The 22,764-nt window shown below is 50.0% G+C and carries 19 protein-coding genes; 15 read left to right on the top strand and 4 right to left on the bottom strand.

All coding sequences use genetic code 11. The features are described 5' to 3' along the window. Window positions 1-21: 21 nt before the first annotated feature. The 4 genes from ACWHYD_RS15970 to ACWHYD_RS15955 all read right to left on the bottom strand — a co-directional run bounded on the left by ACWHYD_RS15970 (window position 22) and on the right by ACWHYD_RS15955 (window position 3,149). On the bottom strand, window positions 22-912 hold the full coding sequence (locus ACWHYD_RS15970; RefSeq protein ID WP_447963017.1) for a TonB family protein: 891 nt from the start codon (window positions 910-912) through the stop codon (window positions 22-24). Continuing rightward, window positions 909-1,961, bottom strand: coding sequence for a tetratricopeptide repeat protein (locus tag ACWHYD_RS15965; protein ID WP_447963016.1), 1,053 nt, complete (start codon window positions 1,959-1,961; stop codon window positions 909-911). Before ACWHYD_RS15965 ends, ACWHYD_RS15970 begins: the two co-directional genes overlap by 4 nt. A gap of 37 nt (window positions 1,962-1,998) precedes the next feature. Beyond that, window positions 1,999-2,532: an energy transducer TonB gene (locus ACWHYD_RS15960; protein ID WP_447963015.1), complete on the bottom strand. Its 534-nt coding sequence runs from the start codon at window positions 2,530-2,532 to the stop codon at window positions 1,999-2,001. Window positions 2,533-2,855: 323 nt separating this feature from the next. After that, entirely contained in the window at window positions 2,856-3,149 is a 294-nt protein-coding gene (locus ACWHYD_RS15955) for a hypothetical protein (protein WP_447963014.1), read from the bottom strand. Window positions 3,150-3,421: 272 nt separating this feature from the next. Between ACWHYD_RS15955 and secA the strand changes: the two genes are divergently transcribed. The 15 genes from secA (at window position 3,422) to ACWHYD_RS15880 (ending at window position 22,738) form a co-directional block, all read left to right on the top strand. Continuing rightward, window positions 3,422-6,142: a preprotein translocase subunit SecA gene (secA, locus tag ACWHYD_RS15950; protein WP_447963013.1), complete on the top strand. Its 2,721-nt coding sequence runs from the start codon at window positions 3,422-3,424 to the stop codon at window positions 6,140-6,142. 293 nt (window positions 6,143-6,435) lie between these two features. Continuing rightward, window positions 6,436-7,581, top strand: a complete 1,146-nt coding sequence (locus tag ACWHYD_RS15945; RefSeq protein WP_447963012.1) for a class I SAM-dependent methyltransferase — start codon at window positions 6,436-6,438, stop codon at window positions 7,579-7,581. A 68-nt stretch (window positions 7,582-7,649) separates the two neighbouring features. Beyond that, window positions 7,650-8,021: an NADH-quinone oxidoreductase subunit A gene (locus ACWHYD_RS15940; protein WP_447963011.1), complete on the top strand. Its 372-nt coding sequence runs from the start codon at window positions 7,650-7,652 to the stop codon at window positions 8,019-8,021. A 117-nt stretch (window positions 8,022-8,138) separates the two neighbouring features. Further along, the gene (locus tag ACWHYD_RS15935) at window positions 8,139-8,618 is read left to right on the top strand and encodes an NADH-quinone oxidoreductase subunit B (RefSeq protein WP_312646695.1); all 480 of its coding nucleotides are present in this window, start codon (window positions 8,139-8,141) and stop codon (window positions 8,616-8,618) included. Window positions 8,619-8,677: 59 nt separating this feature from the next. Beyond that, on the top strand, window positions 8,678-10,429 hold the full coding sequence (gene nuoD, locus ACWHYD_RS15930; protein WP_447963010.1) for an NADH dehydrogenase (quinone) subunit D: 1,752 nt from the start codon (window positions 8,678-8,680) through the stop codon (window positions 10,427-10,429). An 86-nt stretch (window positions 10,430-10,515) separates the two neighbouring features. Further along, window positions 10,516-11,040, top strand: a complete 525-nt coding sequence (locus ACWHYD_RS15925; RefSeq protein WP_447963009.1) for a complex I 24 kDa subunit family protein — start codon at window positions 10,516-10,518, stop codon at window positions 11,038-11,040. Between the two features lie 80 nt (window positions 11,041-11,120). Further along, window positions 11,121-12,428 (top strand): NADH-quinone oxidoreductase subunit NuoF, encoded by a 1,308-nt coding sequence (gene nuoF / locus ACWHYD_RS15920; RefSeq protein WP_447963008.1) that lies wholly within the window; start codon window positions 11,121-11,123, stop codon window positions 12,426-12,428. Window positions 12,429-12,439: 11 nt separating this feature from the next. After that, window positions 12,440-15,130 carry an NADH-quinone oxidoreductase subunit NuoG gene (nuoG, locus tag ACWHYD_RS15915; RefSeq protein WP_447963007.1) on the top strand — a complete coding sequence of 897 codons (2,691 nt, stop codon included), beginning with the start codon at window positions 12,440-12,442 and terminating at the stop codon, window positions 15,128-15,130. A gap of 51 nt (window positions 15,131-15,181) precedes the next feature. Further along, on the top strand, window positions 15,182-16,243 hold the full coding sequence (gene nuoH, locus ACWHYD_RS15910; protein WP_447963006.1) for an NADH-quinone oxidoreductase subunit NuoH: 1,062 nt from the start codon (window positions 15,182-15,184) through the stop codon (window positions 16,241-16,243). A 14-nt stretch (window positions 16,244-16,257) separates the two neighbouring features. Continuing rightward, complete coding sequence (gene nuoI / locus ACWHYD_RS15905; protein WP_447963005.1) at window positions 16,258-16,794, top strand: NADH-quinone oxidoreductase subunit NuoI; 537 nt, start codon at window positions 16,258-16,260, stop codon at window positions 16,792-16,794. A gap of 77 nt (window positions 16,795-16,871) precedes the next feature. Next, window positions 16,872-17,390 carry an NADH-quinone oxidoreductase subunit J gene (locus ACWHYD_RS15900; protein WP_447963004.1) on the top strand — a complete coding sequence of 173 codons (519 nt, stop codon included), beginning with the start codon at window positions 16,872-16,874 and terminating at the stop codon, window positions 17,388-17,390. Then, on the top strand, window positions 17,390-17,695 hold the full coding sequence (gene nuoK / locus ACWHYD_RS15895; RefSeq protein ID WP_447963003.1) for an NADH-quinone oxidoreductase subunit NuoK: 306 nt from the start codon (window positions 17,390-17,392) through the stop codon (window positions 17,693-17,695). Before ACWHYD_RS15900 ends, nuoK begins: the two co-directional genes overlap by 1 nt. A gap of 4 nt (window positions 17,696-17,699) precedes the next feature. Beyond that, entirely contained in the window at window positions 17,700-19,601 is a 1,902-nt protein-coding gene (gene nuoL / locus ACWHYD_RS15890) for an NADH-quinone oxidoreductase subunit L (RefSeq protein ID WP_447963002.1), read from the top strand. Between the two features lie 84 nt (window positions 19,602-19,685). Next, window positions 19,686-21,260, top strand: a complete 1,575-nt coding sequence (locus ACWHYD_RS15885; RefSeq protein WP_447965888.1) for an NADH-quinone oxidoreductase subunit M — start codon at window positions 19,686-19,688, stop codon at window positions 21,258-21,260. After that, a complete protein-coding gene (locus ACWHYD_RS15880) occupies window positions 21,257-22,738 on the top strand; it encodes an NADH-quinone oxidoreductase subunit N (RefSeq protein ID WP_447963001.1) in 1,482 nt (493 codons plus the stop codon). The genes ACWHYD_RS15885 and ACWHYD_RS15880 overlap by 4 nt, the downstream gene beginning before the upstream one ends. Window positions 22,739-22,764 lie beyond the last annotated feature (26 nt).

Here is a 22,764-nt window from a genome sequence, read left to right as displayed (position 1 = left end):
ACTCCCTTCTTCTCGCGTCGCTTAACTGTTCAGGTCAAATTTAATGGGAATGTCGACCCATTTGGCTATGGGGATGTTCCCGTCTTTCGCCGGCTGAAATTTCCAGTTTTTAATGGCTTCCTGGGCAGCCAGATCTAACGCCTCATGACCGCAGCTCTTTCGAATTTCCACCTGGCTGGGAGCGCCATCGGTGTTAATCAATGTTCGCACAATCACCGTCCCCTCCCACCCAGACTCACGCGCCACACGAGGATAGAGTGGTTTGGTCGAGGCGACAATTCTCGGCTTGGACGTTGAGGATCCGGCTGCCATCGCCGGCGGAGTTTTTAATGCCGGACGAGCCGACGGGTTTGGCGGGGGAGGCAGTGTGTGCTGCGCTATTGGTTGACGATTGTTCATGTGCATAGGTGTCCTGGCAGGGGGTTGTTCCCGCTGCGGTGTCGCCGGTGAAAGCTGAGGTCTTTGCCGGTGTTGAGGAGGAACGGCCATTTTCATCATCTGACGACTCTGTATGGCCTGCACCGTTCGTGTGTCTTTGAGCATGGGCTTTGCCTGAGGAAGAGGCGGCGGAGCCAGGGGTTTGGAAGGTGTCGGTTTAATTGATGCCTGCATCGGTGTCGCCGGCATGGCTGGCGTAGGTTGGGTCCGGGGAGACGGTGGCGTGGGTTGTGCAAAATCCGGTTGGGGTGGTGTCAGAGGTTTCGTGGGCGGTTGTGGGGCGGGACTGATTTCCTGGAGAGCCGGAACCAATGTCACCTGGACTGTTGGGGTGAGGTCTTTAACTTCAGGGGGACTTGGATAATACGTCAGGGCGGCAAGAATTCCTGCATGAAGAATAACGCTTCCCAAGGCGCTCAGGAGAAAAATTCGATTATTGAAATTGGAAGAGGAATCTTCAAACGTGGAGTTCACGATTTGCTCCGTTGTAATAATGTTTGAATTCGTTCGTCCTGGCCCCCAAGCTTCAAGAATTCTTCGTAGTGCTTGAGAGCTTTTTGGGGGGCATTGCGATGAAATTCATACAACATTCCAAGATTGTAGTGGGCTTCGGCCAATTGATCATTCAAAGATAAGGCTGTTTGATATTCTTCTTCAGCTTGATCAATTTGGGACAGGGCCGCATACACGACTCCCAGATTGACATGAGCTTCCGCATTGTTTTTATCGAGAGCGGTGACGTGTTCAAATGCTTGTGCCGCTTCCTTGAAGTCTTCCTTTTGCCGGTACAGGATGCCTAAATTGAAATAGGCGCTGGCTAAATCATTGTTTAATTTTACGGCATGTTGGTAGGCCTGAATGGCGTTGTCCACGTGATCAGATTGTTGAGCGAGTGATCCGGCCATTAACCAACCATTGACATACGTGGGATGGAGAGAGACCAGTTGGTCGACGTAACGTTGGGCTTCATCGGTCTGCTGCTCCTGGGCCAGCCAAAACGCGATGCCGTATAACGAATCGACGCGATGAGGCTCGAGTTCCAAGACGGCCTGATGGGCCTTAATGGCTTTCTGCGCTTGTTGTTGCTGATCAAACAACGCCGCCAACGCAATGCGGGCTTCCGTAAACTTGGGATAGGCCTTCAAGGCAAGATTGAATGATTGCTCGGCTTTTGGAAATTGGGACTGATGCTGGTAGATGGATCCAAGATCAACATAGGCTTGAGCAAATTTGGGATAGGCCTCCACCGCCCGTTGTAACTCCATGATGGCATTATCCGGTTTTTCAAGATTGTTGAAGATTAACCCCAACAGATGGTGCGCCTCAGCGTATCCCGGGTACAAGGCCAGCGCACGCTCTAAGGAAGCAATGGCCGAAGTCCATTGTTGTTGTTCATAGGATGAAAAGGCTTGGGAAAGAAGGTCCTGTGCTTCTCCAGCCTGACTTGAGGGGCTGCCCAGGCCGATATGGGTGACGAGAAGGAAAAACGCGATGAGTCTGATTTTCGAGAAAGGAGGTATCATGGGCTAACCTTATTGATATGGGCAATATTCCCCAGGTTTATTGAAGCAAATCAAATCGAATGGGCAAATCCACGGTGGACGCAACGGTAAATTCTCCATTTTTTGCTGGTTCAAAGGACCAGCCCTTTACCGATTGAACGGCACTTTCGTCCAGGAGAGAAAATCCCGAACTTTCCTTTACTGTGGCACTTGTGACCGTGCCATCGGAACTTATGTGCGTCCGCAGGACCACCTTCCCATGCCACCCCTGTTCTCTGGCCATTCTGGGATAGAGGGGGCGTTCGGTTTTCAGGGGTTTGACGCTTTTCAATCGCCCGCGTGTTGTTCCGATCCGGTCTAGGAGTATTCGGGGTATGGCGGGCTGTGGCAGATTATCCATATCAAGATCGGGAGCCCCAAGGGTATGAATTGTCGTTGGCGGCCATGGGCGGTCAATCGTGGGCAACGGAAATGAAAATGTTCTACTGGTTTTTGTCACCGTTGTCCCAGTCACTTCAATGACGTCTAAGGTTTCTATGGGCTCTGTGCTCTCACCGAGGTTTTCCGCCAAAGAAGTTTGATTGGAGGCCAAAGTGCACCATAGAGATAAAGCAATGAAAAACATCAGATTGTGTTGATGTACCAAAAGACCTTTTCCCATTACGAAATATGACGACCGGTCGTGTTGAATTATATCCACTGGTTGTTTTTCTAGGTTGCGGATAACGTCAAATCAAGCCAGCTGGCATCTTTGACGTTAAGAAACTCACTACCCCCTTAAAGAGGTTGTCCCTTGTTCGGTTTCTCCTGTCAGGAAGATGTCGGCCGTCCCCTCCTCTGACCATGCGTTGTGAGGCCGTTCCCGAACTCAACTCGTTATGGTGAAAGCGGTTTGGGAACCAGGCTTCGGATGATTTATCGAGGAGGAGCTCTGGTTGGAAGAAAATGAGTGGAAATGAGAGTAGGGACTTTAGGAATCGGATATTCCATAATGGCAAGGAGTTGGAAGCTAGGGGAAATTTCCTGGTTATCCCCGGAAATTGTTTGTGCCGCCGCGCACATCCAGGAACAGATTGCCGTGCTATGCATGGCTGATGTGTGGTGATGGGTATGTTCCGTAATGTGCGAAGCGTAGGTCCGATGCATGCTCCCCATGATGAGGAAGAGCATCAGAATGAGTACAACGGTGAGGCTTTTTCGATATGGCATGTTATCTACAGACCAGAAATGTTCAAAACCCTGAATAATAAAGGAGGCTTATGCTAGGGAAACCCGAAAGATTCTGTCAAGCAAATGCCTGTCCTTCGTTTCGTGTCGTCGTCCGTCACAGGATGGATCTTTGCGATCATGAATCCTTTTCCTGTGAGTTGATTCCCACCGGTAATTCGGTATACTAGGGCAACTGTATGGTTTGAAAGGTGTGTCTAGCCCTCATTCCCTATCCATTGTGATTTTCTCCCACCCTATTTCGTAAGGTCGATATGTTTGTTCGTCTATTAAATATTCTCTTTGGTAGCAAAAATGATCGGGAGCTCAAGCGGCTCAGACCACAAGTGATTCGAGCCAATGAATTTGAGGCTTCTTTGCAACCCCTTGATGACGAGGGATTAGCGGCAAAGACCGCAATATTTAAAAAAAGACTAGAAGCTGGCGAGTCTTTGGATGATTTGCTCCCTGAGGCGTTTGCCGTATGCCGTGAAATGTCCAAGCGCCAGCTTGGCATGCGCCATTTTGATGTACAGTTGTTAGGGGGAATGGTCTTGCACCAGGGACGTATTGCCGAAATGCGCACAGGTGAAGGAAAAACTCTTGTCGCCACTCTCCCGGTCTATTTGAATGCGTTGGAGGGAAAAGGGGTTCATTTGGTGACAGTGAACGATTATCTGGCGAAGCGCGATGCCCAGTGGATGGGACCGCTCTACCATGGTTTAGGCTTATCCGTCGGGATCATTCAACATGACGCCTCCTTTTTATTTGATCCAACCTATGATGCCCCGGATAAACGGTTGCAATTTCTTCGGCCATGTTCTCGACGTGAGGCTTATGGGGCCGATATTACCTACGGGACCAATAATGAATTTGGGTTCGATTATTTAAGGGATAATCTCGTGGTCACGGACTTGAGCCAGGGGGTTCAGCGGGAATTGAATTTTGCCATTGTCGATGAAGTTGACAGCATTCTCATCGACGAAGCTCGGACGCCGCTGATTATTTCCGGACCCGCCGAACAAAGCACAGACCTTTATTTCCAGGTAGATCGGATCATCCCTCACCTCAAACGGGAAGAGGATTATACGATTGAAGAGAAAACAAAAACGGTATCTCTGACCGATGAAGGCAATGCGCATGTTGAGAAACTGTTGGGAGTCGATAATCTCTATGACTTGAAGCACCTGAGTTTGGTGCATCACGTTATTAAAGCTCTCCAAGCCCATGTGCTCTATCATCGGGATGTGGAGTATGTGGTGAAAGATGGCGAGGTGATGATTGTTGATGAGTTTACCGGTCGATTAATGCCGGGACGGCGATGGAGTGATGGACTCCATCAGGCTGTGGAGGCCAAAGAAGGGGTGAAGATTGCCAACGAAAATCAAACTCTGGCATCCGTGACGTTCCAGAATTATTTTCGTATGTATAACAAACTGGCGGGCATGACCGGAACCGCGGACACCGAAGCTGCGGAATTCGCAAAAATTTACAACCTGGAAGTGAATGTGGTGCCCACCAATAGCAAAATGATTCGAATCGATAATCCGGATGTGGTCTATCGGACCGAAAAGGAGAAATTCGAGGCCATTGCCGACGAGATCAAAGAATATCATGAGAAGGGACAACCGGTTCTTATTGGCACGATTTCTATCGAAAAATCTGAACGTCTTGCGGCCTTATTGAAGCATCGAGGCGTAAAACACCATGTCTTGAATGCCAAGTTTCATGAAAAAGAAGCAGAAATTATTGCCCAGGCCGGGCAAAAGGGTTCGGTGACCATCGCCACGAACATGGCCGGCCGCGGTACCGATATTTTATTGGGAGGCAATGCTGAAGCGCTCTTCAAACAACAGGTTGTTTATCGGGGGGAAGATCTGACAGAAGAGGAGCAAAACAAAGCGTATGCCACAATTAAAGCCGCCTGTGATGAGAATAAGAAAGAAGTACTGGCAGCCGGAGGGTTGCACATAGTCGGGACTGAACGTCATGAGAGCCGCCGGATCGACAATCAGCTGAGAGGACGGGCGGGACGGCAGGGAGATCCTGGCTCCTCGCGCTTTTTCCTTTCCTTGGAAGATGACTTGCTTCGCATTTTTGCGTCCGAACGGGTTTCAAACCTCATGCTCAAGCTCGGCATGGAAGAAGGTGTGCCCATTGAGCACAGGATGGTCACCAAATCCATTGAAAATGCGCAGAAAAAGGTTGAAGGCCATAATTTTGAAATTCGCAAGCATCTTCTTGAATATGATGATGTGATGAGTAAGCAGCGAGAGGTGATATATAAACATCGGCAGAATGTATTACATGCGACCGATGTGACGGAAGACGTTTTGGGTATGATTGAGGAAGTGGGCGAACGCTTGGTCGATGTCTATTGTCCTGAGGAGCAGTACGCCGAGGAATGGAACATTGCCGGATTAGCGGAATCAGTGCAGGGACAATTTGGCGTTGATGTGATCCAAGCGGATGAGATCAAAGACGTCGGTCGAGACGCGCTCAAGGAAGAAATTCCAGAAAAGTTAAAGCAGGCTTACCGGGACAAAGTCCAAGGACTCATCCAGGAGCATGGGGCCACCGAGGATTTAGTGCATTATGTGGAACGCACGATTCTGCTTCAAATGATTGACCATCATTGGAAAGATCACTTGTGGGGAATGGACCAGTTGAAAGATGGAATCGGCCTGCGCGGGTATGGGCAAAAGGATCCCCTCGCAGAATATAAGCGTGAAGGCTATGACATGTTTGCCGGAATGATGGAGCGGATTAAAAATGATACCTTGGAACGGCTCTTTAAATTTCAACTGGTTCGCGGTGAACGGCCTGAGCCTGAGCGGGAAGCGCCTCGCCCGGCACAATTAAATCTGAACCGGGGAGGTGAGTCCGCTTCCGCTCCCCAGCAACGCACCGTTCAACGTGCCGAAGAGAAAGTTGGTCGAAACGATCCCTGCCCATGTGGGAGCGGGAAAAAATACAAAAAATGCCATGGGACCTGACACCTGAAAGGCCTACTCTGCTCTTCTCATTGACGCGAGTATTGTTGTAACCCCACCCTCTTTCTGTTTGCCACTCACCTACCTTCTTCTCCCGATTAGGTTCTTGTTCATAACGTGTTGAATCTATTGTTTTTTATTGTCATAAAAAGTGCGAAATTGCTTGACTTGTTTAAAGGTAGGCCGTTATCGTAACCGATTCTCAATGGGCATATTGCAGGAGGGACCATAGTCCATTCGTGCCATCAGATCATCAGAATACACAGGGTAATCCAGACCTTATCGAGAAGATTCTATTGGAAATTGACCTTAATGGGCCCATAAGTTTTGCGCGTTTCATGGAATTGGCGCTCTACGATGTTCCACACGGATATTATATGACCAAAAAGGTTGAACCTGATCTCCCTCCCTCAGACCGAATCGGATGGGGTGGTGATTTTTATACGGCACCGGAACTTTCCCCTATTCTGGCGAAAACCTTGGTTCGCCAGGTTTTGGCTATCGATGACCAGTTAGGACATCCCGCTCAGTTTACTTTTATGGAAATTGGTGCAGGGAACGGAACTTTTGCCTTCGATTTCATTCAAGAATGCCGATCGATCGATTCTGATTTTTATCATCGTCTTTCTTATCAAATCATCGAGCGGAGTCCCCATCTCCAATCGCGTCAGGCAGCCAAGCTCAGCGAGATAGGGGAGGGCTGGGGAAACAAGCATCTGAGTTGGAAGTCGTCGTTAGAGAACGTTGAAACGGATTCGGTGACCGGTGTTGTCTTTTCCAATGAATTAGTTGACGCGTTACCTGTCCATCGAGTCCGAATGGCTGACCACCGCCTTCATGAAATATGTGTGGCCTACAAAGGCGGGCATTTTGTTGAATGTCTGAATCATAGGCTCTCTCCGAACCTGATCGACTACATCGAGACTCATAAGGTGGCCTTGAGTGAAGCCCAAACTTCAGAACTCCATCTTGCCGCTGAGATTTGGATGAGGCATGTGGCTCGCCTTCTCCGTCGCGGTGTCGTGGTGACTATCGACTATGGTCATACGCATGGTGATTATTATCGATCCGACCGAAAGGACGGGACCTTCTTGTGTTATTATCGGCATGCCATTTCGACCGATCCGTATTCAAGGGTTGGAGAGCAGGATATGACGGCTCATGTCAATTTTTCCGCTTTGGCGAGTGTCGGAACGACAAACGGGTTGGACCTCATCGGATTCACAACTATGGCTAATTGGCTGATCGGGTTGGGTGTCGAAGAATTGGTGCGAGACCAGGACCAAGAGTCTGAAGATGTAAAGGCGTTGACGAAATTATTGCGCCCCCATGGGATGGGGACAACATTTAAGGTTCTCGCTCAGCGAAAGGGAATGGAGCCTTTCCCGCTTCAAGGTTTGCGTTATCGGGCTTTTTTTGATGACGCGGTGTCCTCACAATGAAGATGGAAAAAGTTTTGAATCGGAGATGAATGTGGTGAGTATGACTCATTCTGGAATGAGAGTAATCTATGGGTAGTGAACCTGTTCCTTTTAATTATCTCCCCATCATCATCTTCATGGTTCTTGGGGTGCTCTTTGGAGTCGGGTCCTTTGTTGTGGGGTGGATTGTCCGTCCCAGCCGTCCTTATCGGGCGAAACTGCTTCCTTACGAAAGTGGCGCTCCGTTGTTTATGGACGCCAGGGTTCAGTTCCCGATGCGCTATTACATCATTGCCATGCTCTTTGTCATTTTTGATATTGAGGTGGTGTTCTTATTTCCTTGGGCGGTGGTGTTTAAAAAGCTTGGCCTTCTTGGCCTAGTTGAAATGGGAGTGTTCCTGGCCATTCTCATTGTGGGGTTCTGGTATGCCTGGAAAAAAGGTGCATTAGATTGGGATTAAGAAAAATAGGTCTTTATGCCTGGAAATATCCGCAGTTCACCCAGTACAATGGCACCCCCATAGTTTGGGGGTAGGCCACGAGCCACATACAGAACATTGAGGTAGGCAGATAATCTTATGGGCATGCTTGAACGACAACTTGAACCGAATATTATTACGACCAACTTGGATTATTGTATTGCCTGGTGTCGGAAATCAGCCCTTTGGCCGATGACCTTCGGATTAGCCTGTTGTGCGATTGAAATGATCGCCTCCGTGTCATCCAAGTATGACATTGATCGGTTTGGGGCAGGGGTATTTCGTGCGTCACCACGCCAATCCGATTTGATGATTGTCGCTGGTACGGTTTGTCGGAAAATGGCACCGGTGATCCGTCGAATTTATGATCAAATGGCCGAGCCCAGATATGTGATTTCCATGGGATCCTGCGCGACATCCGGGAATCATTACAATAGTTACAGCGTCGTTCAGGGTGTGGATCAAATCGTCCCTGTGGATGTCTATATTGCGGGTTGTCCACCAAGGCCAGAGGCGCTCATGGATGGTCTTATTAAACTCCAAGAAAAAATTCAAAAAGAAAAATACTTTGTGAAGTAACACCGGAAGTTGTGTAGAGGGTTTTTCGATAATCAACGATCCAGCAACCGATCTCATTTATGCATGCTTTTCTTGAATCCCTGGTTAACCGCTTTCCTCAGGCGGTGCTGACGGCGCAGCAGGATCCCGTGCGTTTGGATCTGTGGGCTCAAGTGCAGGCCGATCATTGGCTGGAAATTGCCCAATTTCTCCATGACGATCCCTCAATGGTCCTGGATCATATCACCGATATCTGTTCGGCGGATTATCCTGATGACCTTGAGCGCTTTGAAGTCATTTATCACTTTCTCTCCCTTTCACACAGGACCCGCCTTCGAATTAAAGCTCGCGTGACAGAGGACCATCCGGAGATCGCCTCTATCAGTGGGATCTGGAAAGGGGCGAATTTCCTGGAACGCGAAGTGTACGACTTGATGGGCATCCGCTTTAGCGGACATCCCGATCTTCGTCGAATTTTGATGCCTGATGATTTTGATGAAGGGTATCCGTTACGAAAAGATTTTCCGGCCGAAGGGAAAGGGTGGCGAAGCCGCTTTGATTTTCTCCCCAGGTTGGACGAACCGATTGGCGAATGGTCGGAAGCCGAGGTGCCAGATGATCAGCGGCATCAATTCATGGCGGATGACCATCCGGGTGACACCAAACGCACGACGGAAATGCTCCTCAATATGGGACCGCAGCATCCCAGTACGCATGGTGTGCTTCGGGTCGTGTTGGAGTTGGATGGTGAGCGGGTCAGCAAAGCCACCCCCGATCTTGGATATCTGCACCGGGGAGTGGAAAAGTTGGCTGAAGGTCTGACGTATATGCAAATGGTTCCGCATACCGATCGATTAGACTATGTCTGTGCCATGACCAATAACTATGCGTATGTGAGGGCCGTGGAGAAACTGATAGATATGGCCGTTCCGGAACGGGCGGAATATGTGCGGACCATCGTTGCCGAAATGCAACGGATCATCGGCCATTTATTCTGGCTGGGAACACAAGCGCTGGATATCGGAGCCATGACCGTGTTCTTTTGGACATTCCGGGAACGTGAAGTCTTGTTAGATATGTTTGAAAAGTTGTGTGGAGCCCGTTTGACATTGAATTACTATCGGATTGGAGGCGTGGATGCGGATCTCACGCCGGAAATTATTACGACCCTCAGGGATTTTTTGAAAACGTTTCCTGCCCACATTCGGGAATACGATACGCTCTTGCAAAAAAATCGAATTTGGGTAGCCCGCACAAAGGGGGTGGCACTCCTTTCTGCGGAGGATGCCATCAATTTCGGATGCACAGGGCCGGTTCTGCGTGGGTCTGGAGTGTCCTATGATATTCGAAAACTGGAGCCCTATGGCGTGTATGATCGCGTGGATTGGGAAGTCCCTCTGGGAAAAGACGGGGATACCTATGACCGGTATTGGATCAGAATGGAAGAAATGTGGCAAAGCGCTCGCATCATTGAACAATGCCTCAATCAAATGCCTGAGGGACCCGTGATGGCCGTCGATGCCCAAGCCATTCCCCCTCCCAAGCCCGAGGTGATGAGGGATATGCAAAGCCTGATTCATCATTTCATTATCTTTACGCAAGGGTTTAAGCCACCGAAAGGCGAAACGTATTGTGCGACTGAGGTGCCTAAAGGTGAATTGGGCTTTTTTATCATTAGTGACGGGAGTTCGCGTCCCTATCGGTTGAAAATCCGATCTCCTTCCTTTATTCATATGGGCGCCTTTGATCATATGGCGCGTGGATATTTGATTTCTGATATCGTCACGATTTTCGGAACGTACGATATTGTGATGGGGGAGTGTGATCGATAACATGGGGAATGGTGTCAGGGAGTTAAAGGGTTACGCGCACAATGGTCATTGGGCGATGACTCCTCACCTCAACTCACGAGGCTGCCATGTTATTTGAGCGATTCAAAAACGAGGTTGATGATATTCTGTCCCGCTATCCGGTGAAGCGCTCGGCGTTGTTGCCGTTATTGAATTTTGCGCAGAGGGAAGAGGGATATGTCAGTGAATCAGCCATGAAAGAGATTGCCAAAATTTTGGATTTGACTCCCCCGCAAGTGTTTGAGACCGTCACGTTTTATACGATGTTTAATCTCAAGCCGATCGGGAAGTTTCACCTTCAAGTGTGTAAGTCGCTCATGTGTGCTTTGGTTGGATCGGATGATCTTGTGATGTGGATTCAGAAAAAACTGAGCATTGCCCCAGGTCAGACAACGGCAGATAACATCTTTACGCTCAGCGTGGTGGAGTGTCTTGGATCCTGTGGGACCGGTCCCATGATGCAGGTGAATGATGACTATTATGAACAATTATCTGAAGAAAAGGTCGGACGAGTCCTGGACGATTTGAAACGGGACGGGACAAGTTCGCTTAAAACAGGACCCTTCATGTATCCTCAGCCCCTTGCTAAATGACAGGAGTCTTTGTAGAGCATAGACGTGGATAAGCAATTCATGGGTTATTCAAAACCGCCCGTTTACGAATTAATGTGTTTATGACCACTTACGAAAAAATATTATTGAAGAATATGGAGCAGCCGGGATACACCGGTTCGTTGGCGGACTATGAAGGGACCGGTGGGTATAGAGCCCTTCGGACAGTTTTGAAGGAAATGCAGCCCGATCAGGTGATTGAGGTGGTGAAAAAGTCAGGTCTTCGCGGTCGTGGTGGAGCCGGGTTTCCCACCGGTGTGAAATGGGGATTCATTCCCAAGAATCATCCCGGTCCTAAATATTTGTGCTGCAACGCGGATGAAAGTGAACCCGGAACATTTAAAGACCGGCAACTCATGGAACGGGATCCCCATCAAATGCTGGAGGGGATGGCCATTACCTGTTTCGCCATTGGCGCACAAACGGCCTACATCTACATTCGAGGAGAGTTTCGTCTCGGTGCGAAGATTCTGGAACAGGCTCTTCATGAAGCCAATGCGGCCGGGTATCTTGGCAAAAATGTTCTGGGGAGCGGATTGACGATCAATATTTTTGTCCATCTTGGAGCCGGAGCGTATATTTGTGGTGAGGAAACAGCTCTACTGGAATCATTAGAAGGGAAACGGGGCATGCCTCGCTTCAAGCCGCCGTTTCCGGCGACGCATGGGCTATATCAAAACCCCACTGTGGTCAATAATGTCGAAACGATGGCCAATGTTCCTCATATTATCAACCGAGGGGGAGAGTGGTTTGCCTCGATTGGCTCTCCGCCTAAAAGCTGTGGAACGCGGGTGTTTTGTTTGAGTGGACATGTAAAGCGGCCTGGCAATTATGAGGCTCCCATGGGCATTACATTCCGCGAATTGATTTATGAGTTGGGCGGAGGGATGCGATCGGATAAGCCCCTTAAGGCCTTTATCCCTGGTGGGGCCTCGGCTCCATTTCTGACGCCTGACCATCTGGATGTGAAAATGGATTTTGAGTCAGTGGCATTAGCCGGCTCTATGCTGGGATCCGGGGGCGTGACGGTGATGGAAGAAGGCACGAATATGGTGTGGGCCGCTCTCCGATTAATGGAATTTTTCTATCATGAATCGTGCGGAAAATGTACGCCATGCCGGGAAGGAACTTCCTGGCTCGTTCAGACTCTTCAGCGAATCTGGAACAAACGGGGGCGTCCTGAAGATATTGGAGTTCTTGATGAACTCTGCGGAAATATCCCCGGCCGTACGGTTTGTGCGTTTGGTGATGCGGCAGTCTCTCCCATCGTGAGCACATTACTCCACTGGCGCGAGGAATATGAGGCTCTCATTCAGGAAGCTCAGGAGACGATGCCTCGCAATAAGGAAATTCCGGTTTTCTCGCATTGAGGATATCTGAAATGGCAATACCTCCAACGACCACTACTGACATGATTACCCTGACGATCGATGGAAAGACGGCATCGGTTGCAAAGGGGACGCTGGTCATTGAGGCTGCGCGGCAGGTCGGTGTCATGGTGCCGCACTTTTGCTATCACCCGAAATTGACTCCCGATGCCAATTGCCGGATGTGTTTAGTGGAAATTGAAAAAATGCCTCGGTTGCAAACCTCCTGTAGTACGCAAGTGGCGGAAGGCATGGTGGTGAAATCGGCGTCTTCCTCTGTGGTGCAAGAGGCACGCAAGTCTGTATTAGATTTTATTTTGGCCAATCACCCGTTGGATTGTCCGGTCTGCGACCAAGGGGGGCGGTGCGATCTTCAGGACTTTTCTCACGAATACACCGCGACGACAAGCGAATTTAAGGAACTCAAACGGGTCTTTCCCAAGGAATATTTCAGCCCGCTGATAGAAACGCAGATGAACCGCTGTGTCCAATGTTTGCGGTGCGTGCGCTATTGTGATCAGGTCATGGATGTGAAAGCTCTGGCGCCTGCAGGACGCGGCACCATGACGGAAATCAAAGCCTTCGGGGCTCATGAATTGGACTGCGAGTTTTGTGGTGGTTGTATTCAGATTTGTCCGGTGGGAGCCATTACGAGTCGACTCTCCATGTACGAATTTCGCCCATGGATGCTGAAGCGGACGGACTCAATTTGTGGCTATTGTGGGGATGGGTGTCAAATCACCTTTCAAACGAAGAATAATGACCTCATCGAAGTGAATTCCACTCACGGAGCCGGCCGTAATAACGGTGATCTCTGTGCCCGAGGCTACTTTGGCTATCATGTCAGCGTTCATCCTGATCGGCTCACGGCGCCTCTCATTCGTCGAGGAGAAGCCCTTCAATCCGTGCAATGGGAAGAGGCCTTGGAACTCGTGGGGCAGCGTCTTTTGGACATTAAAGCCAAGTATGGTCCCGATGCGATTGGCGGATTAATTACGGGACGATGCACCAATGAAGATATCTATGTGTTTCAGAAATTCATGCGTGGGGTGGTGGGGACCAATCGGATTGATAGCAGTGTGCGGTATGGCCATCTGAATGCGGTGCATGCCATGCAGCGGGTGCAAGGCACCCATCGTTGGGCCGTGAGCTTTGACGATATTCTATCGGCGGATACCCTTTTACTCGTCGGGACCAATATTACCGAAACCAATCCTATTACAGGGTTGAAGGTCAAAGAGGCGGTGAAACGACGTGGGGCGAAGCTGATTACCATCGAAGCCCTGCAACCTGCCATTGGGAGCATCAGCAATATTGTGAATCTGGCCCAACATCATCTGGGCGTCAAACCGACGGGCTATGCCGGAGCGATTTTGGGCATGCTGAAAGCGGTCGTGGATCAGCAAATGGTGGATCCGGAACTTCAGACCAACACCTCGTCCTATGTCAACGACATGACCGCTACGCTGAAAGCCCTGTCCTGGAATGTGATTCAAGCGCAAACAGGATTGGATTCGGAAACGTTTACTCAAGCCGGCCAGGTGTTTGCCAAAGGGGAGAAGGTTGTCATTCTCGTCGGACCGGGAGTCCTGCGATCCGAGGGTGGATTCGGAATGACCATGAATTTGTTGGACCTCTTGTTGATAAGTGGAAAACTCACAAAACCCGGTTGTGGTCTTGCTCCTCTGGCGGAAGAAAATAATGATCAGGGAGCCTTTGAGATGGGAGGAATCGGATCGGTATTGCCTGGTGGACAATCCCTGGGTAGCCCGGAGGAGAGGACGCGAATGGCGCAAGCATGGGGTCGGCCAATTCCCGACACGCCAGGCTCTTCACTCCCACAGATGATTGAGGATGCGCAACAAGGCAGATTGAAAGCTTTGTTTGTCGTGGGTGAAAATCCCCTGGCTTCGTTGCCTCCGTCATCGGGTATTCAGTCGGCATTAGAGAAGTTGGAGTTTCTGGTATGTCAGGAACTGTTTCTCACTGAAACCGCACAGAAAGCTCATGTTGTTCTACCGGCCTGTTCCTATGCTGAAAAAGACGGAACCTTTACCAATACGGAAGGGCATATCCAGTCAGTACGAAAAGCGATTGATTTGGTTGGTGAGAGTCGACCGGACTGGGAAGTGTTCTCTGCGCTGTCGGTGATGATGAATGATCCAATGGAATACGGAGACGTCAAGGAAATCGGCAAGGAAATCCATAATCTCCTCCCTGGAACACGCACCTTAGGGCCTGGTCCCTTACCCCCTCGCCCTGACCTGACGGTCATCGCAAAATACCTCACGTCGGATTATCAACGGGATATGGCGACGCGGTACCAATTGCCGGCAAACGATTCAGCTGATGATGCGGATGACATGATCTTGCAGGTTTCCCAATCCTTGTTTCATTCCGGAAAGCTTTCACGAAAGGCCAAAGGTTTGCTGCAGGTTGAGGCAACCGGCAAACTTTATCTGCATCCGAAAGACGCGGCTCGACGCGGGATTGGTGAAGGGGACACCGTGAAGGTGAGCAATCGTTTGGGGGAGGTGGTCACTCAGGTCGGACTTCGTGAACGTATTCCCAACGGTGTTGCGGTGTACCCTGAGCATTTTGATGAAGAGATACGCCGTCTTATGCCCTATAGTGTTGATCCGGAAACGCAGGTGCCCTCTTGCAAAGTGGCTCGTGTTCGCCTTGAAAAAATGGCTGGGATATGAGGCGGTTCTTAGCTTGTGGTTTGATTCATAGAGGAGAGGAGTGAATCCGTCATGGATACGGGAATTCGATTAGCCTTAACGTTAAGCCAAATTGGCGCAGTCATGGTGGCAGTGCTTCTTACCGTTGCTGCGCTTACCCTGCTGGAACGCAAGGTGTTGGGTTGGATGCAGGATCGGATGGGACCGATGGAGGTCGGGCCTTATGGCATCTTGCAACCGGTAGCCGACGGCTTAAAGCTCTTTTTTAAAGAAGATATCATTCCTGCCGGTGCCAATAAGTTCATGTTTAGCATGGCGCCAGTGTTGTCATTAGTTCCTGCCCTCATTGGATTCGCGGTGATTCCATTTGGCCCGGATTGGACGGTTGATGTCGGCGGCGTTAACTTTAAACCGTTTGTGATTACCGACATCAATATCGGCGTTCTCTATATCCTGGCGTTTGCTTCAATCGGGGCATACGGCATTATTCTGGGCGGATGGTCATCAAATAGTAAGTATTCCCTTCTGGGAGGTCTGCGGTCTGCAGCACAATTGATCAGTTACGAATTGAATGTGGGGCTTTCAATTGTCGGCGTATTACTCCTTTCAAGCTCCTTGAGTTTGGTGGCCATTACCAATGCGCAGGCAGGAGGGTTTTGGAACTGGTATTTTTTCGGGGGAGGTGGCTTTCCCCAAGCCGTGGCATTCGTCGTGTTTATTATTTCCTCGGTGGCAGAAACGAATCGGACCCCATTTGATTTGCCGGAAGCGGAAAGCGAGTTGGTGGCGGGATTCTTTACCGAATATAGCGGAATGCGGTTCGCCTTCTTCTTTCTGGCCGAATACGGCAACATGATTCTGGTGTCGTGTGTGGCCACCGTATTGTTTTTTGGCGGATGGCATGCACCTTTTGAGTTTTTACAAGGTCCGGAATCCATTCATTGGGCTACAGGTATATTTTGGTTTGTGTTTAAAGTTTCGAGTTTTTTATTTTTATTCTTTTGGTTGCGCGCCACGTTACCCCGCTTACGCTATGACCAGCTCATGCGGTTCGGGTGGAAGGTCCTCCTTCCCATCGCGTTGGCAAATATTGTATTGACAGCTATCGTCGCATTTCTCTTTCCGGGAAGCTGAGAAGGTTGAATGGTATGAAACTCAAGGAGTGGGTTAAAACGCTTTTGTTTTATGAGATTGCGTTAGGGATGAAGGCAACCTTATCCCATTTACTCCATTATAAGCCCATCACCTTACAATACCCGCACGAGAAGAAGCAGTTGCCGTCCAACTATCGCGGCATGTTGGCGTTACTGCGTTACGATGATGGCACGGAAAAGTGCGTGGGCTGCGATTTATGTGAGGCGGCTTGTCCCTCCCGTGTCATCCGGGTGGTGAGTGCCGAGGTGCCGGGGGAACCGACTAAGCGGTATTCCAAGGAATATTACATGGACATGACCCGATGTTTGTTTTGCGGGTTGTGTGTGAAGGCATGTCCGGTTGATGCCTTGGGAATGACACAGGAGTATGAATGGGCGGTCTATGATAAGCGGCAGCTTCAATTAAATAAGCAACAACTCCTGGCAATTGGTGATCGAAATTATCCGATTCGGGAAAAGCGCCTGGAATTTCAGCATCCCAATGTGGCCTATTTTAACGTAGGGTTTAAGGACATTCCTCAAAAAGAATAGTATCTGTTTTTGTCCGGCGCTACATTCGGTCTACATGCCGGATAAGGAATATCCAAAAAGTTTTTGAAGAGCAGATAATGGGAACGATAGTTTTTTTCTATTTTGCCAGTGTGATTGTGGCGACGGCCGCTTTGGTCGTGGCCTTGAGAAGCCCGGTATATTGTGCGCTGGCGCTCCTGGTCATGTTCTTTCACGTCGCGGGCCTCTTTGTCACATTGCATGCGGAATTCCTGGCGGTAATTCAAATCCTGGTGTATGCGGGCGCCATTCTGGTGCTCTATCTTTTTGTGGTTATGTTGCTCAATTTGAAGGCGGAAGTACGCTTTCACCACCAATTGACCGTAGGCCTCTTTCTGGGATGCATGTTGTTTGCGGAAGCGGTTCTGCTGGTGGTTAAGGGCGAAACCTCATTGGGTGCGAACCTTCCTGCTCCGGGAGAGCCTACCCATTTAACCCAGGGCAATACGGAATCGATCGGTGAGTTGCTGTATTCCACGTATCTGTTTCCATTTGAAATCGCGTCTCTTATTCTCTTGGTGGCGATGGTGGGTGCGGTCATCCTTACCAAAAAGGGGATCTTGGAGGCGAAGAGTTAATGGACGTTCCCGTGAGTTACTATCTTGTGCTGAGTGGGATTGTGTTCTCAATCGGATTGGTAGGAGTGCTGATCCGACGCAATATCATCATCATTTTATTATCCATTGAGTTGATGTTGAATGCCACGAACATTAATTTTGTGGCTTTCTCTTCCTATTTGGGTAATCTTTCAGGTCAGGTGTTCGTGTTTTTTGCACTTACCGTGGCTGCTGCGGAAGTTGCGGTAGGGCTGGCGATTATCATCGCGCTCTATCGGCATTCGACCAGTACTAATATTGACAACTTCCGGTTGTTGAAATGGTAAGGCGATGCTCTACGCCTTAATTCCTTTCCTCCCACTCCTGGCCTTTGTCATCCTCGGGCTATTCGGTCACTGGATCAAAGACCGAAGCCATTGGGTTGCCGTTCCTGCCGTCCTGGGATCGTTCCTACTTTCCATCATGGCGCTTGTCGATGTGGCCGGTGGTCAAACGCTTCACATCCCTCTCTATACCTGGGCGGATTCCGGAAATCTGCATATTGCCATAGGGTTATTTGTTGACCAGCTCACCGTCGCGATGTTGTTACTGGTCACCATTGTGAGTTCCCTGGTCCATGTCTATACGATTGGTTACATGCATGGAGAGCCGGGCTACGCCAGATTTATTAGCAATATCGCGCTCTTTACCTTTTCCATGTTGATGCTGGTGATGTCCGATAATTTCCTTCAGCTTTTTGTCTTTTGGGAGGCGGTGGGTCTGTGCTCCTACTTGTTAATCGGCCATTGGTATGAGCGTGAGTCAGCCAGAGCCGCGGCCACTAAGGCCTTTCTGGTGAATCGGGTCGGGGATTTTGGATTCATGTTGGGTATTCTGCTGGTCTTTGTCACCTTCGGCAGTCTGCATTATCAGGAGGTGTTTCCTCAGTTGGAGCAAAAGGCTGGTGGTTTGGTCAATCTTCTTGGTTCAGTCGGAGGTCATTGGGAAATATCAGTGATGACCTTGATCTGCCTCTTTCTCTTTATCGGGGCAGTCGGAAAATCTGCTCAAGTGCCTCTGCATGTCTGGTTGCCTGATGCGATGGAGGGTCCCACTCCGATTTCAGCGCTCATTCATGCGGCGACGATGGTGACGGCAGGGGTGTTTATGGTTGCCAGATTTGCTCCGTTATTCAACCTTTCTCCCGTGGCCATGGATGTGGTGGCAGTGGTCGGTGGAGTCACGATGTTTATTGGAGCGACGATCGCGTTGACGCAAACCGATATCAAACGGGTTGTGGCGTATTCCACGCTCAGCCAACTTGGGTACATGATGATGGCCTGTGGGCTGGGTGGCTATATTGCCGGAATGTATCATCTTCTGACCCACGGGGCGTTTAAGGCCTTGTTATTCCTCGGATGTGGGGCCGTGATCATTGCTCTTCATCATGAGCAAGATATGAAAAATATGGGTGGACTCAAAGATAAGCTCCCTGTGACGTATTGGACCTTTCTCATTGGGGCCTTGGCCCTGTCCGGTTTTCCCTTCACTGCGGGATTTTTCAGTAAAGACGAATTACTCCTGTCGGCATGGATGTCCGGCGACCTGGGGAAAGTCCTGGCCGCCTTAGGATTACTGACCGCGCTCATGACGGCCTTTTACACTTTCCGATTGGTCTTTGTGACATTTTGGGGAGAATCGCGAGTGGATCCCCACCATGCCAAGCATGTGCATGAACCCTCAAAAACGATGACGATTCCTCTTATGATTCTTGCCGTTCTGAGTATTCTCGCGGGATACATAGGAATTCCGGAGTTTTTGGCCCCCGCGTTTCCCGGTGCTGAGGGTGGTGGAGGTCATCATGAAGGATCTGCGGCCATGGGCATGATGGTGGCGGCCACCGCAATGGGTCTGCTGGGGATTGCCGGCGCCTATTGGGTCTACGTGAAGTCGCCGGGTTTGCCGGACCGATTGGCCAATCAGTGGCAATCGCTGTATCAGTTGTCCTTGAATAAATGGTTTGTGGATGAAGCCTATGACCGGACCGTGGTGATGCCAACATTGAATCTCGCGGACCGGTTGTGGAAAAGAGTGGATATTGCGGTGATTGATGGTGCAGTCAATGGAGTCGCGCGAGCCGTGGCCTGGGGAGGATGGGTGACGCGAAGACTTCAAAGCGGACAAGCACAGAATTATGCGCTGGCCATGACGGTCGGCGCTGTGGTCATTTTAGGTGCGATGATCTTTTATTAGTTTGGGTGGCTGACCGTAGGATGGGATATTCGTGATGGTTCAACCGACAACCGTATGGCAGGAGATTATTCAATCGTGACTGAGATGGTCATTCCCACAGGGGGAATCCCCTGGCTCACGATTGTGCTTATTCTCCCGCTGCTCGGAGTGGTCGCGGTCTTGCTGGCTCAGGAAGCCCTTTCACGCACTATTGCGTTGACGGTGTCCATCCTGACATTGGTGGTCTCCCTGCCTCTGTGGTTCGCGTTCGACAATGCCAGTGCCGGCATGCAATTCGTGGAAAAGCACCTATGGATCAATTCTCCCGCGATCCATTATTCTCTGGGTGTGGATGGGATCAGCATGCCACTTGTCCTGCTCACGACCTTTCTCACTCCCCTCTGTATTCTGGTCTCCTGGACGTCGGTTCAAACCAGAATGAAAGAATTCCTGATCAGTTTATTGGTGATGGAGACGGCGACGATCGGCGTGTTTGCGGCCTTGGATTTTGTGCTGTTTTATGTGTTTTGGGAGACGATGCTGATTCCCATGTATCTTTTGATTGGGGTCTGGGGTGGGCCGAATCGTGTCTATGCGGCGATCAAGTTTTTCCTGTATACCCTGGCTGGCAGTATCCTGCTGCTGGTAGCGATTTTAGTGCTGTTTTTTGAAGGTGGGCGAACTTTTGATATTTTGGCCCTCACGCATGCGTCCTATGCCCCCGGGTTGCAATCCCTGCTCTTCTGGGCCTTTTTTGCCGCCTTTGCGGTGAAAGTGCCCATGTTTCCCTTTCATACCTGGCTTCCGGATGCCCATGTTGAAGCGCCCACTGCAGGGAGCATCATTCTCGCGAGTGTCCTGCTCAAGATGGGGACGTATGGGTTTTTACGATTTTCATTGCCCATGTTGCCTGATGCCTCGGTTGCCTATACCCCCGTTATCATGACCCTCTCGGTTATTGCCATTATTTATGGGGCCTATATGGCATTAGCGCAATCCGACCTCAAGAAACTTATTGCCTATTCCAGTGTCAGTCACATGGGATTTGTCACCTTGGGAATTTTTGCGTTAAATGCCCAGGGAATTGAAGGCGCGGTTCTTCAGATGATCAACCACGGGATTACGACCGGTGCCCTCTTTATGTGTGTGGGCATCATTTACGAACGGACACATAGCCGGCAAATTACGGATAATGGCGGGTTGGCGAACGCCATGCCTAAATACGCGACATTTTTTGTGATTTTTGCGTTGTCTTCCGTTGGTCTTCCAGGCATGAACAGTTTTGTCGGAGAGTTTTTAGTCCTACTTGGCACCTTTGCCTGGAGCAAGCTCACAGGGACTCTGGCCGCGTTGGGAATTATTTTGGCTGCCGTCTATATTTTGTATTTGGTGCAACGGATGATCTATGGGCCGGCCTCTCCGAAGATGCTCCCAAAATTAACAGATTTAAATGTTCGCGAATTTGCCATGCTGGTTCCGTTGGTGGTGCTGGTGTTTTGGATTGGGCTCTATCCAAAACCGTTGCTGGATGTGATGCATGCAAGCGTGGCGCGGGTCATTTCGTCTCAATCCACCTCGGTCCTGGTTCAGCAGGGAGGGGATGTCCCAGGTCATACTCTGGTGATGACGGCCGATCCATCAGGGCATCCTCTTATCATGAATGGTGAGGTTGCACCATGATGCTTCCTCTCGCCGATATTATCCTCATTCTTCCTGAAATGCTCGTGGTGGGCATGGCATGTTTGATTCTCGTTCTTGATCCCATTACGCCTGCACACAAAAAAGAATTCCTGGCGTGGATGAGTCTCGGCATTCTCGTGGTATGCAGCGTGGTGACGGCAAGCGGTTTTGGCCAGCGAGTGATGGCTTTTAGTGATTTAGTGGTCGTGGATTCGTATGCCGTATTTTGGAAAATGTTGCTGTATCTCGTGAGTGGTCTGACTATTTTATTGTCCATGGGGTATCTGAAAGAGGAAAAGATCCAACTCGCGGAATACTATGCCTTTGTTCTATTGGCATTGACCGGCATGATGGTGATGGTATCGGGGGCTGATTTGCTCACGATCTATCTTGGAATCGAACTGATGTCGATTACCCTCTATATCATGGCCGGATTCAAGCGTTTTGAACTCAGGTCAATCGAGTCCTCTGCCAAATATTTTGTGTTGGGGGCCTTCTCCTCCGGGATTTTGCTCTATGGGATTTCAATTATATTCGGGGTCACGGGAAGTACGAGGCTGGTGGAAATTGCGGCCGTGGTCAATGGGCGCGGGATTGATGATCCGTTAGTATTTATTGCGCTCATGCTGTTGATCGTGGGATTCGGGTTTAAAGTTGCGGCGGTGCCCTTTCATATGTGGACGCCCGATGTGTACGAAGGAGCCCCAACATCGGTGACGGCCTTTATGGCGGTGGCTTCCAAGGCTGCCAGCTTTGCCGCGTTCCTTCGCGTTCTCCTGGAAGCTTTCGGGGGAATTAAACCAGATTGGAATCTGTTGATCCTGGGCATTTGTATCATCACCGTGGCTCTTGGCAATCTTGTGGCTATTGTGCAGACCAACGTGAAACGGATGCTGGCCTATTCCAGTATTGCCCATGCGGGGTATGCCTTAATCGGGGTCGTGGTCGCCGGGTGGAGCGGTACGGAGGCGGCAGTTTCGGCTCAAGGCGTGTCGAGCTTGATGCTATATCTGGCGATCTATTCGTTTATGACGATAGGGGCATTTTCCATGGTGGCTATTTTGCGGAAAGGCGGCCTCGAAGGCGAAGAAATAGAAGATTTCACTGGATTGGCCAAACGACATAAGGGTGGTGCATTTCTCATGTTGGTATTTATGGTGTCGTTGGCGGGTATTCCTCCCACGGCCGGGTTTATTGGGAAATTGTATCTCTTTATGGCTGCCGTCAATGCGGGGTTGGCATGGCTGGCGATCATTGGTCTGATCTTTGCGGCCATTTCGGCTTTTTTCTATTTGCGGATTGTCATGGTCATGTATATGCGTGAGCCATCCTCCGAACAAGAATTACATACCCGACTTGTTCTTTCTCCCCAGGTATCGTTTGTGTTGGCCTGCGCAGTTGCCGGCGTGGTGTTACTCGGAATCTTTCCAGGTCCGCTGGTCTCGGTTGCAGACCTTTCCTCGCTCCCCATTAAATAAATATCGGTTGTCCTTTTCATGCCCGG

The organism is Nitrospira sp. Ecomares 2.1 (genome assembly GCF_965152585.1).
The sequence above is the reverse complement of the archived record's forward strand: the minus strand, read 5'-3'. Positions and strand labels throughout refer to the sequence as shown.